The following is a 13,080-nucleotide window of genomic DNA, read 5'->3' on the forward strand; positions in this document are numbered from 1 at the left end:
GCGCGCGGAGTACCGCGGCGCGCCAGTAGGCTCGGGTCTCATGACGACCCCCGCCATGCCCCCGACCGCCCCGGCCCGATTCAGGCCGGCGATCACTCCGGGGCGCCGGGTGGCGGCCGTGCTCGCCTCCGCGGCCGCCGTCGCGTTCGCCGCGATGCTCGTGTCGCTGCTCGCGTTCTTCATCGGCAGCGGGCAGTCGCCGCAGGTGCTCGGCCAGGTGTTCGGGCACTTCGCGCTTGCCGCGTTCGTGGTGTGGATGCTCCTGTCGGTCGCGAACGCGGTGGGGGCGACGCGGGCCTGGTTCTTGACGCTCATCACGGGTTTCGCCTCGGGATGCCTCGCTGCGCTGCTTGCGACGAGCGTCACGGCCAGTGCCGCGGGCAACACCTTCTCTGGAGCGATCGTGCTCTTCGTGATCGGTTCGCTCGTCAGCCTCAACCTGATCTTCATCCTCGCGGTGATCGTCGGTGAGATGCTGCTCGCCCCCGTGGTCTTCCGGCGGATTCTCGACTATGCGCCCGCGGCGACCGACCGGCGCATGGCGCTCGTGCGCATCCCCGCCTCGAATCTCGATGAGGCCGTGCTGACCCATCGCGACCGGAAGCCCACCGACCAGGCTCTCGCAGACAAGCAGTGGGACAACTACTGTGCAGCCCTCGTCGCCGAGGGCTGGGAGACCATCGAGGTCGATGCGGCGCCCGATCTCGCCGACTCGGTCTTCGTCGAGGACATGGTCGTGCTGTTCGGCGATCTCGCCGTGCTCGCGAGCCCCGGCGCCGAGTCCCGCCGCCCCGAGATCGAGGCGATCGAGCGCGCGGTGCGCGCCGTGCCGGGCCTGACGGTCACGCGCATCCAGCTGCCGGGCACGCTCGACGGCGGCGACGTGCTGAAGGTCGGATCGACGGTCTACGTCGGGGCATCGAGCCGCACGAACTCCGAGGGCATCCGGCAGCTCCGCACCCTGCTCACGCCGCACCGGTACACCGTGGTCGCGGTGCCCATCTCGAAGGCGTTGCACCTGAAGAGCGCAGCCACGGCGTTGCCCGACGGCACGATCATCGGCGACCCGGCCCTGCTCGACGGCACGACGTTGTTCCCGCGCTTCCTACCCGTACCCGAGCCCGAGGGCGTCGCCGTCGTCGAGTTGTCGCGTGAGTCGCTGCTCATGTCGTCGTCGGCGCCGCAGACGGCTGCGATGGTCGCGGGCCTCGGCTACCGGGTCGTGACCGTCGACATCGGCGAGTTCGAGAAGCTCGAGGGCTGCGTCACGTGCCTGTCGGTGCGGGTGCGCTGAGCGAGACCGCCCGGCCGTCGTGCAGTTCGAGCACTCGATCGGCGCGGCCGACCAGTGCCGGGTCGTGCGTCGTGATGACGGCGGCGACGCCCCGAGCGTGCACGAGCTCGCCGATGAGGTCCATGACGGTCGCGGCGGTGCCGCTGTCGAGCTGACCGGTGGGCTCGTCGGCGAGCAGCAGCTGTGGTCGCACCGCGAGTGCTCGGGCGATGCCGACGCGCTGCTGCTGGCCGCCTGAGAGCTCGTAGGGGCGCTGGGCCGCGTGATCCGCGAGACCGACGAGGTCGAGCGACTCGGCGACCCGGGCGTTGCGTTCGGCGGGGTCCATGCGTTGAAGGCGGAGCGGCACCTCGACGTTCTCGGCCGCCGAGAGCACCGGGATCAGGCCGAACGACTGGAAGATGTAGCCCAGTCGGTCGCGACGCACGGCGGCGAGCTCGTCTTCGCCGAGCGTCGAGAGTTCGTCGTCACCGAGGTGAACCCGCCCCGACGTCGGCCGGTCGAGGCCGCCGAGCAGATTCAGCAGCGTCGTCTTGCCCGCGCCCGACGGCCCGGTCACGACGAGCAGCTCTCCGGGCCGCACTTCGAGCGAGACCTCGGTCACGGCGCGCACCGGGCCGGCCTTCGACTCGAAGACCCGGCTGATCGATTCGGCGCGAAGCGTCGTCATCGCTCCTCCTTCGGTTCGTGGCCGGCGGGGTTGCCTGAGGCACCCGCACGGCCCTCGGCCGCGCGCTCTTCGGCACGGCGGGCGCGCCGGGTCGGCGGTGTCGGCGGTGCGGGCGGTTCGGGCGCCGGCGCGGGCGAGTGCGAAGCCGGTGCCTCCGATGCCGGTGACCGTTCCGCAACGCGCGGCACCGCGGCATCCGCTCGCCCGTCGTCGCCGGGCCACACGCCGACGTGATCGGCTTCGAGTGCCAGGCGCACGCGGTCTCGCAGCTCGAGGTTCTGCATGAAGTCGTGGGGAAGCTGCAGCCGGCCGACCCGGTCGAGCACCGCGAACTCCTCGGCGACATGCTGCTCCTCGCCGTGCTCGTCGACACGCGTCGAGCGCAGTACTTCGGTCGAGGTGCGCCCGTCGCGGATCTGCACGGTGCGCCGCACATGATCGGAGACGGTCGGGTCGTGGGTGACGATGAGCGTGGTGACCCCGAGCTCCTCGTTGACGCCGCGCATCGCTTCGAGCACCGCGGCCGACGTCGACTCGTCGAGCTCGCCGGTCGGCTCGTCGGCGAGCAGCACCTGCGGGGCGTTCGCGAGCGCGACGGCGACCGCGACACGCTGTTGCTGCCCGCCCGAGAGTTCGCCGGGCCGGCGGTCGCGCATCTCGCCGACGTCGAGCAGTTCGAGCAGCTCGTCGACCCGGTTCGCGCGGGCGGCTCCGCGGAGCGTACCCGCGACGTTCATCGCGAGGGCGATGTTCTCGGCGGCGGTGAGGTAGGGCAGGAGGTTGCGCGAGGTCTGCTGCCAGACGAAGCCCACCGTGTGCCGTTGGTAGGTCACCCGTTCGCGACCGCCCATCGAGAGCAGGTCGTGCCCCGCGACGTTCGCGACACCGGCCGTGGCGGTGTCGAGACCCGAGAGGATCGTCAGGAGCGTCGACTTGCCCGAACCGGAGGCGCCGACGACGGCGACCATCTCGCCCGGGTCGACCCGGAGGTTCAGCCCCTGGAGCGCTTGCACCTCGACACCGTCGGCGCTGAAGATCCGTACGAGGTCGGTGCACAAGATGTGCGGCTGCGTCGATGCCGACGCCGGAGTCTCGATCGGGGTCACGGAGTCATCCTTCCTCTTCCTTGCGCATCGCGCGAGCCGCGTTGACGCTGCCGTCGATGCGCGATGCCGCAGCCGCCGCGACGACGGTCACGAGCACGCTGGCCGCGAGCACCGCGGTGATGAGCCACGGGTCGAGCGTCACGGCGGGTTGGGCATCGCCGTCGGTGAAGGCCCGCAGGTCGATTCCGGTGAGCACGACGAACGGCAGCGCGATGCCGAGCACCGCTCCCGCCGCGAGCGCGATGAGCGCGACCGGGCCGATCTCCAACACGACGAGCGCGCGTTCACCGCGACGGCCGAGGCCGAGCGTCGAGAGCAGCGGCAGCAGCCGGTCGCGGGCGGGGCGGCCGACGACGAGGGTCAGCACGATCGCGAGCGCCGTGAGCAGGCTCGCCAGGACGATCGCGACCACGAGCGAGATCACGAGCCCCTGCGTCGTCGGCCGTTCGCGCAACTCGGCGAACACCTCACCGGGCGTGACGACGACGGCGTCGTCGCCGGCGATCTCGGCGAGGGCGGTGGTGATCGCGTCGGCGTCGGCGCCGGGCTCGAAGCGCACGAGCACCGAGCGGGGCACGAGCGTGTCGGTGAAGGGTTTCGCGTTCGCGACGTCCATGAGCACCCAGTTCGATCGTGGCGAGAACGCGGTCCGGCCGTCGACGACCCCGAGCGAGTCGAAGTCCTCCCCGTCGAGTTCGGCCGATTCGGCGTCGGCGACGAAGTCCGCAACCCGCTTCGAGAGCAGCACCGGAACGGCGTCGTCTTCGTCGCTCGCGGCGAGCGCGTCGGGCAGGGGGGTGGGTGCGTCGCGTCCCTGCTGCACGGTCCGCATCTCGGCCGAGTCGACGACGATGAGGGCCGAGGTGCGCGAGCGTCCGTCAGCGGTGACCCTCGTGGGCTTCGTCGAATACACGGGGGCGATCGCCTCGACGCCGGTGACGGCCGCGAACTCGTCGAGCTGATCGAGCGTGAAGGGGATGCCGCTCACGGAGGCGTCGGCGCCGACCTGCGCGTCCGCGGCGCGTTCGACGCCCGACTGCACGGTGCCGAGCAGCACCGAGGAGAACACGGCGACCGAGACGCCCACGACGACGGCCAGCACGGGCACGAGCCCTGCCGAGGGGTCGCGCAGTGCCCGGGCAGACCCGAGGAACGGCACGAGGTCGGCCCTGCGCGCGGTTCGGCGCACGAGTGCCGCGAGCGGAATCGGGTAGCACCGCAGCACGACGATGCACGCGAACAGCGAGAGGAGGAGCGGCACGGCCGCGAGCAACGGGTCGACTCCGGTCGTCGCGGTGGAGGTGGTGAGGCCGCGGCGGAAGAGGAGCACGACCGCGGTGACGGCGATCACCGCGACGAGCAGTTCGGCGATCCAGCGGACGCGACCGGGGCTTCGCCGGCCGAGATCGCTGCGGGCACGGCGGAGCGGGCTGAGGCCGGGTTCGGCCGCCACGAGCAGGGCCGCCGGGGTGAGGGCGAAGAGCCCCGCGATCGCCCATCCGCCCGCCCCGGCGTCGGCGGGAACGGCGAGGATGCCGATCAGACCGCCGATGACCGCGGCGGGCAGGCCGACGGCGAGGCCTTCGAGCGCGAGGATGCCGCGGAGCTGACGCGGCGACGCGCCGCGGGCGGCCGCCAGCTCGAGCCCGGTGCGCCGTCGTTCGAACACCACACGGGATCCGAGCACGAGCACGGCGACCATCACGCCGATCGGCCCCGAGGCGATTGCGGCGAGCACGGCGTCGCTCGAGCCTGCGGCGAGGGCGGCGTCGCCCAGCGCCTCGGTGAGACCACTCGTGAACGCGACGTCGCCGACGGTCGCGAACCAGAACTCGAAGGAACCCGAACCGAGCACGAACTCCTGGCTCGTGAACTCGCCGAGCTGCGCGATGAGTTCGGCCGAGTCGGCGGCGCGGATGCGCTCGGGTTCGACCGGGAACCACACTTCCATCGCGCTCGGCAGTTCGGAGTCCTGCAGGGCGGCCCACGAGACGGGGTCGGCGAAGCCGAGTCCCGTGACCTCGGTCTCCCCGCTCGGCGCGAACGCGACCGATGCTTCGAGCGCCACGGGCGACAGGTGCGTCCAGAAGCCGTCGTCGGGGTCGATCGCGGCGAAGGTGCCGACCAGTCGCACGTCGTGCGGAGTGGTGCCGATCGGGATCGATCGGTCTTCGCCCTCCTCCCAGCTCATCTCTTCGGCAACGGCGTCGGCGAGCACGATCTCGAGCGGGGTGCTGCCGGGCACCGTGCCGGTGAGGGTCGCCGGCCACTTGCCGCCGGTGAGTTCGATATGGTCGCGGATCCTCGGGTCGAACGCCGTGAGCAGCTGGTACGACGTCGAGCCGGGCGCGGCGCCGGCCACGCCGGCCTTGGCCGGTCCGGCCACGAGAGACGCGAGCGGTTCCCCGGTCACGCTCTGCAACAGTGCCGGCATCCTGGCGCGGGCATCGAGCAGGAGCGCCTCCTGTGCGCCCCAGATCGCGTCGACCTCGGGCGTCAGGGTCGTTCCGCCGCCCGACGCACCGAGATCGGGCAGGTTGCGACTGGATGCGACGAGGTCGATCTCGCGGGAGGGGAACTGTTCGAGCGACTCCTCGAGCGCCGCGGTGTGCATCGCCGAGACGGCGCGCGGCACGCCGGTGGCGAGCAGTGCACCGGCGAACACGAGAACCGCGAGCATGATCGATGCTGCCGGCCCGGCGAAGAACTGGCGGCGCAGGAGACCCGGCACGGTGAGCCGCGAGTGGTGGGCGGTGATCATCCCTCCTCCTGCCTGAGACCGGGGCGCGAGGCGATGCGCCGCACGGATGCCGTGGCGCCCGCCGCGATCGCCGAGGCGAGCAGGAGGAACACGGCGACGCCGAGGAGCCACGGCACGACGTCCATGCCGAACTCGACGGGGATCACCGCCGGCGCGCCGGCGACGGCGGCCCTGGCCAGTTCTCGTGCGGTGAGGAGCGCCGTGGCGAATCCGACGAGCACGCCGATCGCGACCGCGACGGCGAGGGTCACCGCCAGCTCGGCGAGCCGGGCGCGCGATTGCGTGCGGGCGGGCACACCGAGCGTCCGAAGCACGACGACCTCGCCCAGACGACTGCGGCCGAGCGCCGCGACGAGCGCCACGACCGCGATCAGGGCGAAGAGCAGCGCACCGGCGGCTCCCGTCCAGAGTGCGGCGATCGCCGGGCTGATGAATGGGGCAGAGGAAGCCGCCGACCTCGCGTCGGCGATGACCGCCGAGCCCTGCTCGCGGTCGAATTCGGTGGCAAGGCGGTCGGGGTCCGAGGTCGCGATCCAGCGCTCGCCGAACGCGGGCACCCCGGCCCCGTCTTCGAACGCGTAGCGTTGGAACGCTGCGAGGTCGGCGAGCAAGCCGCCGGCGCCGGCCGTCGGCACGACGGGCATCACGCCGGCGACGACGGCATCGATCTCGGCGTTGCCGGTGAGCACCCGGAACGCGAACTGGTCGCCGACCTCGGCCGAGATGCGCTTCGCGATGTCGGTGCCGAGCACCACGGGCAGCGGGTCGTTGCCGCCGCTCGTGAGGGCGGCGCGCGCGGTCGGTGCCTTCGAGGTGAGTTCGAGCTCTCGTTCGATCTCGAATCCCGGGGCGGCCGCACTTCCGTCGAGGGAGATCGCGCCGAATGACACGAGCACGTCGGCGCCCCCGGCGCCGGAGAGCTCGGCGCCGAGGCCGATGAAGCGCAGGCCGTCGGCTTCGGGGATCGCGAGGCTCACGGTGCCGCCCCCAGCGGCCACGTCGACGGCGGCCGGTGGAACCGGGGTTGCGGCACCGTCGTCAGTGAGGAACCACGCGGTCACGGTGACTCTGCCGGCCGTGCCGCCTGGTGCGTCGAGGCCGACGGCCACCTCGAGCGTCGCGGTGCCCGGCGGAACCTGAACGCCGGTGGCCGCGGAGGACTCGCCGAGCGCTGCGGCGGCGGGCGCGATGCCGATGCCCGGCGCGATGCGGTCCGCAGATGCGACGGGCAGCGCCACGAGGGTCGCAGGGTCGCTGCCGACTCGCACGTCGCCGCGGAAGACCGGCCCTTCCGCCGTGACGGCGTCGATTCCGGTCAGGCCGGCACCGAGCGCGAGCGGATCGGGAGCCTGCACGACGTCCCGCCCGGCGTAGGAGAGGCGCACCTCGCCGCCGGTGGCGAGCGCCGAGGTCGTGCGGTCGATGCCCTGCCAGGCGCCGGCGAAGACCGCGGTCAGGGTGAGTCCGCCGACGGCGAGCATCGTGACGAGGGCTGCCGACGCGTACAGCGCGGCGCGCCGAGCGAGCTGGCGCATCGGCAGCGACGGCACCAGCGCCGGGCGGGCGGCGGCAAGCCGTTCGAGCAGGGCGTTGAACGGGCGGGAGAGGCCGAGTGCCATGAGCGCGAAGGCGAGGAGCACGAGCATCGGTGCGAGCACCGCGACCGGGTCGACCTCGACGGTGCCTGCCGCGCTCGTCACGAGCGGTGAGCCGTACAGCCGGAACTGCCAGAGCGCGACGGCGGCGAGCGCGAAGAGCAGCACGCCGCCGCCCGTCGCGAGCCCGCGCGCCACACGGCCCACTTCGTCGCCCGATCCGCGCACGATCGGACGACGCGCGTCGAGCCACGCGCGACCGACGACGACGAGCAGGGTGCCCCCGAGCACGACGGATGCCACGAGCGTCGCGGTGCCCCAGTCGCGGTCCTCGCCGGGCCGGCTCGCCGTGAGGAACGCCTCGGCACCGACCGCACCGATGATCGCGGCCGGTATCCCGAGCGCGAGCACTTCGACCGCGGTGTCTCGCGCGAGTCGGACGGGCGAGGCGCCGCGGGCGCGCAGCAGCACCGTCTCGCCGCGTCGGGCTGCGCCGAGCAGCGTCGCGAGCCGGGTGAGTGCGGCGACGCCCGCGAAGGCGAGGAGCAGGAGCGGCAGGGGGGCGATGGCCCGCACCGCGCCGAGTCCGGCGAGGAGCCGGGAGAGCGTCGCGTCGAGGCCGCCGAGGGCGCTCAGGCCATCGGTGCCGATCTCCGGCATCGCGCGGAGTGCCGGCTCGACATCGGGCAGTTCCGCACGGAGCATGCGTGCCGACTCGGGCGTGACGGCGGCCGGATCGACCACCGCGGTCCAGCGGACCACGATCGCCGCCGGGAGGTCGAGGGTGGCCTCCTCCGCCACGAGGAAGGGACCCGCGCCCTCGGCGACGGCGCCGGAGGCGATGACGGACTCGCCGAACCAGGCGGGGTCGGCGGGGTCGAGGGGCAGCCACGTTCCGACGATGAGCAGGCGTCGGGCAGGGTCGCCGGCGAGCTCGACGACCTCGCCGGGCGCCAGGTCGAGGGATTCGGCAGCGGCCGAATGGAGGGTCGCAGGCACGGCGTTCTCGGCGTCGGCCGTTGCGACCGCAGCGGGGTCATCGGGCCAGCTTCCCTCGACGAGCTCGGAGCGCGCCGCGGCTTCGGGGTCGGCCAGGAGCACGGCGCCGAAGGGCGTCTCGCCGCTGACGGCATCGACCGGCGCGGTCTCGACGCTGCGACTCCAGGCGGCGCCGTACGGGGCGACCATGCGATCGAGCACGGATGCCGCGTCATCCGCTTGGGCTTCGGGGTTCTGCGCCACGCGGATCTGCCACCGCGCGGCGCCTGTCGTGCCCTGCGCCGCGGCGAGGCCCTCGCGCAGCCCGCTGACCGAGGACCCGGCGAGCGAGTCGACGACCGCCGTCGAGAGGCCGGAGAGCAGGAGGACGACCGCGGCGATCGAGGCGAGCACACCGGCGCGGGCGTTCGCACGGGCGAACGCTGTCCGTGCCGCTCCCACGGGCGCTCCTCATCGATCGGGTCGCGGGCGCGGGGGCGTAGGGGCCGGCCGGGCGGTGTGCCGGGGTCGGCTGCCGCACTCGCCGCGTCGCGAAGAACCCGCACAGCCTATCGCCGCTGGTGGTCTTGTGCGCCACCCGGTCCCGCCCATATGCTGTAGGGCTGGCCGGGGAGAATTCCGACCGCCTCGAGGGTTCGAGACGATTCGCAGGAGGAAACCATGCAGACAGACACCGACGCCCGCACGAATGCGGTCTCCGGCGCTGCCCGCCCGGCGTCTCCCCTCGTCGGGTTCGCCGGGTAGACCGCCCGCTTCACGCGCAGGCTCGGCCTGCTCCGCGGTCACGCGCTCTCGCGATCCGCGGCACTCCCACTCTCTTCACCGTTCTCGCCGTTCCGGCCCGCTCGGGCGTCCGGCGATCCCTTCCGATTGGAACCGGCTGTGTCCGTTGCCCAGAAAACACCGAATGCGCCAGGCGACCCCGAGCCGTTGACCCGGCCGCCCCGGCTCGGCACGTTCCGCGCGCTCTGGCGCCTGCGAGAATACGCGGGACCCGCGATGCCCGCGTTCGCCGGCAGCATGGCCGCCGCGATCCTTGCGCATCTCATCGCCCTGACGATCCCGCAGGTGCTGCAGCAGATCGTCGACGGGCCGCTCGCCCGCGGCGAAGCCGACGCGGTTCTCCCGCTCGCCCTGCTCGTCTTCGTGCTCGGCGCGGTGGAGGCGATCCTGTTCGCGATCCGTCGCTGGCTCGTCGTGGGCCCCGGCACCAGGGTCGAGGCGCGCATGCGCAACGCACTGTATGCCAGGCTGCAGGATCTGCCGGTCAGTTTCCATGACCGCTGGCCGAGCGGCCAGCTGCTCTCGCGAGCAGTCAGCGACCTCGGACTCATCCGTCGCTGGCTGTCGTTCGGCCTCGTGCTGACCGGTGCGAACATCGTGATCATCGTGGTCGGCATCGGCATCATGATGTCGATGAACTGGTTCCTCGGACTCATCTTCCTCGTCTGCTCGTTGCCGCTGTGGTGGGCGGGCTGGCGCTTCGAGAGCCGGTACTCCGAGAAGTCCCGACTCAGTCAGGACCAGGCCGGCGACCTCGCGACCGCGGTCGAGGAGTCGGTGCACGGCATCCGCGTGCTGAAGGCCTTCGGCCGGGGCAAGCACGCCCTCTCGATGTTCCGTGCGCAGGCGGAGTCGCTGCGCAGCACCGAGATCGAGAAGGCACGCCTCGACGCGGCCATCTGGGTCTGGATCATGGTCGTGCCCGCGATCGCCCTGGCGCTCTGCCTCATGGTCGGCGTCTGGCTGGCCTCGCAAGGGCAGCTCTCGGTGGGCGAGCTGGTCGCGTTCTTCGCGACCGCGACCGTGCTCGCGTGGCCGATCGAGTCGATCGGCTTCCTGCTCGCGTTCGCGCTCGATGCCCGCACCGCGACCGACCGGTACTTCGACATCCTCGACAGCGAGAACACGATCGTCGACCCGGCCGAGCCCCGCACGCTCGAACGACCGCGCGGCGAGCTCGCGTTCGCCGGCGTGCACTTCCGCTACCAGGACTCGCCGGCGCGGTTCGGTGATCTGATCGACGGAGTCGACCTCGTGCTCGAACCGGGCGAGACGATGGCGCTCGTGGGTCTCACCGGGAGCGGCAAGACCACGATGACGGCCCTCACCACGCGTCTCTACGACGTCACCGGCGGCTCGGTCACGCTCGACGGCGTCGATGTGCGTGCGTTCAGCCGCGACGAGCTGCGCGCCCACATCGCGATGGCGTTCGAAGACGCAACGCTCTTCAGCGCCTCGGTGAGGGACAACGTGCTGCTCGGGCGGCCCGAGCTCGCGGGCGAGGAGCCCGCGGTGCGCGCTGAGGCCGATCGCGTGCTCGAGGAGGCGCTCCGCATCGCACAGGCGGGGTTCACCTACGACCTGCCCGACGGGCTCGACACGAAGGTCGGCGAAGAGGGCATGAGCCTCTCGGGCGGACAACGGCAGCGGCTCGCGCTTGCGCGCGCCGTCGCGGCCGAGCCCGCCGTGCTCGTACTCGACGATCCGCTCTCGGCGCTCGACGTCGCGACCGAGGCGAGGGTGGAGGCCGAGCTCCGTTCGGTGCTCGCTTCGACCACCGCGCTCATCGTGGCGCATCGCCCGTCGACGGTCATGCTCGCCGATCGCGTCGCGCTGCTCGAGCACGGGCGGGTCACGGCGGTCGGCACGCACTCCGAGCTCCTGCGAGAGAGCGAGCACTACCGCTACGTCATCACGAGCCTCGAAGACGAGGAGCGCAGGAGCACCGGCGTCGATGCCGTCGACGCCGAGACCACGATCCGAGAGGAGGCGGCATCATGAGCGTCACCGGCGTGCAGGGCGAAGAACGACAGGACTACTCGAAGGCGGAGTCCGCGCAGATCCGCGCCCGCTCGCGGCGGCTCCTCGGATCGCTGCTCTCACCGCTGAAGGCGAAGCTCTGGGTGACCGCACTCGCGATCATCGTCTCGTCGGCCGCGCAGGTCGCGGGCCCGGCCATCATCGCGTTCGGCATCGATCAGGGCATCCCCGCCCTCACCGAGCAGAACTGGTTCCCGGTCGCGTTGTCGGGCGCCGCATACCTCGTGACCGGGATCGTCGGCGCGTTCCTCATCTCGGTGTACATCCGGATGTCGGCCCGCATCAGCCAAGCCGTGCTCATCGACCTGCGCACCAGGGTGTTCCTGCACACGCAGAAACTCTCGCTCGAGTTCCACGAGTCGTACACCTCCGGCCGCATCATCTCGCGGCAGACGAGCGACCTCGACGCGATCCGCGAACTCATGGACGAGGGGCTGACCCTCCTCGTGCGCGGGCTCATGTACATGGTGTTCACGGCGGTCATGCTCGTGATCGTCGACGCGCCGTCGGGGCTCGTGCTGCTCGGGGCGCTCGTGCCCCTCGGCATCCTCACCCGCTGGTTCCAGCTGCGCTCGCAGTCGCTGTTCCGGCGCTCGCGCGTGGCATCGGCCAAACTCATCGTGCAGTTCGTCGAGACCATGACGGGCATCCGCGCGGTGCAGGCGTTCCGCAAGCAGCGGCGCAACGAGGCCGAGTTCGGCGCGCTGGTCGAGGACTACCGCGACGTGAACGCGAAGGTGCTCGGCCTCTTCGCGGTGTACAACCCGGGTCTCGCCCTCATCGGCAATACCGCGGTGGCGGTCACGGTCGTGCTCGGCGGGTTCCGCGTCGTCGACGGCTCGCTCGGTGTCGGCGTACTGCTGGCCACGGTGCTCTACACGAAGCGGTTCTTCGACCCGATGGAGGACATGGCGATGTTCTACAACGGGTACCAGTCCGCCTCGTCGGCCCTCGAGAAGATCTCGGGCGTGCTCGAAGAGGAACCGAGCGTGCCCGACCCGGTGCAGCCGACCGACCTGTGGAACGCGGATGGTCACGTTCGCTTCGACGGCGTCGAGTTCGCGTATACCCGGGACCGGGTCGTTCTGCCGCGCTTCGACCTCGATGTGCCGGCCGGCCAGACGATCGCCCTCGTCGGGTCGACGGGAGCCGGAAAGTCGACCCTCGCCAAACTCATCGCGCGCTTCTACGACCCGAGCGACGGTGCGGTCACGCTCGACGGCGTCTCCCTCGCCGAACTGCACCCGAAGGACCTGCGGCGCGCGATCGTCATGGTCACCCAGGAGGCGTACCTCTTCTCGGGTTCGGTGGCCGACAACATCGCACTCGGCAAGCCGGGCGCCTCGTTCGACGAGATCGTGCGGGCGGCCATGGCCGTCGGTGCGCACGAGTTCATCGAAAGCCTGCCGAACGGTTACGACACCGACGTGAACAAGCGCGGCGGCCGGGTCAGTGCCGGTCAGCGGCAGCTCATCTCGTTCGCGCGCGCGTTCCTCGCGAACCCGGCGGTGCTGATCCTCGACGAGGCGACCTCCTCGCTCGACATCCCGAGCGAGCGGCTCGTGCAGGAGGGCCTCACGAAACTCCTCGCCGATCGCACCGCGGTGATCATCGCGCACCGGCTCTCGACGGTCGCGATCGCCGACCGCGTGCTCGTGATGGAACACGGGCGCATCGTCGAAGACGGCTCGCCCGCCGAGCTCATCGCCGGAACCGGTCACTTCGCAGCGCTGCACGCGGCGTGGCGGGAATCACTGGTCTGAGGCCGGCAGAGCGAGCGGATGTCTCGCGACGACGCTTCGGCGCGAGACATCCGAACCGCTCAGTCTGAC

Annotated in this window: 7 protein-coding genes; 3 read left to right on the top strand and 4 right to left on the bottom strand. The window is 71.8% G+C overall.

Annotation, left to right across the window (positions count from 1 at the left end):
- Positions 1–40 precede the first annotated feature (40 nt).
- On the top strand, positions 41–1,294 hold the full coding sequence (gene ddaH / locus FHG54_RS17000) for a dimethylargininase (protein ID WP_276528345.1): 1,254 nt from the start codon (positions 41–43) through the stop codon (positions 1,292–1,294).
- Here the strand turns inward: ddaH and FHG54_RS05910 are convergent.
- Genes FHG54_RS05910 through FHG54_RS05925 form a run of 4 tightly spaced genes read right to left on the bottom strand, consistent with a single transcriptional unit; the run spans position 1,266 to position 8,866 of the window.
- Positions 1,266–1,964 carry an ABC transporter ATP-binding protein gene (locus tag FHG54_RS05910; RefSeq protein WP_139416450.1) on the bottom strand — a complete coding sequence of 233 codons (699 nt, stop codon included), beginning with the start codon at positions 1,962–1,964 and terminating at the stop codon, positions 1,266–1,268. The genes ddaH and FHG54_RS05910 overlap by 29 nt on opposite strands.
- Positions 1,961–3,025, bottom strand: a complete 1,065-nt coding sequence (locus FHG54_RS05915; protein ID WP_232331417.1) for an ABC transporter ATP-binding protein — start codon at positions 3,023–3,025, stop codon at positions 1,961–1,963. The genes FHG54_RS05910 and FHG54_RS05915 overlap by 4 nt, the downstream gene beginning before the upstream one ends.
- Positions 3,026–3,074: 49 nt before the next feature.
- On the bottom strand, positions 3,075–5,831 hold the full coding sequence (locus FHG54_RS05920) for an ABC transporter permease (RefSeq protein ID WP_139416451.1): 2,757 nt from the start codon (positions 5,829–5,831) through the stop codon (positions 3,075–3,077).
- Positions 5,828–8,866, bottom strand: a complete 3,039-nt coding sequence (locus FHG54_RS05925; protein WP_139416452.1) for a hypothetical protein — start codon at positions 8,864–8,866, stop codon at positions 5,828–5,830. The genes FHG54_RS05920 and FHG54_RS05925 overlap by 4 nt, the downstream gene beginning before the upstream one ends.
- Before the next feature lie 558 nt (positions 8,867–9,424).
- Here FHG54_RS05925 and FHG54_RS05930 point away from each other — a divergent pair.
- Positions 9,425–11,209: an ABC transporter ATP-binding protein gene (locus FHG54_RS05930; RefSeq protein ID WP_139418319.1), complete on the top strand. Its 1,785-nt coding sequence runs from the start codon at positions 9,425–9,427 to the stop codon at positions 11,207–11,209.
- Positions 11,206–13,011, top strand: coding sequence for an ABC transporter ATP-binding protein (locus FHG54_RS05935; RefSeq protein ID WP_139416453.1), 1,806 nt, complete (start codon positions 11,206–11,208; stop codon positions 13,009–13,011). Before FHG54_RS05930 ends, FHG54_RS05935 begins: the two co-directional genes overlap by 4 nt.
- Positions 13,012–13,080 lie beyond the last annotated feature (69 nt).

The sequence above is a fragment of the Agromyces laixinhei genome, from assembly GCF_006337065.1.
GTDB classification, from domain to species: domain Bacteria; phylum Actinomycetota; class Actinomycetes; order Actinomycetales; family Microbacteriaceae; genus Agromyces; species Agromyces laixinhei.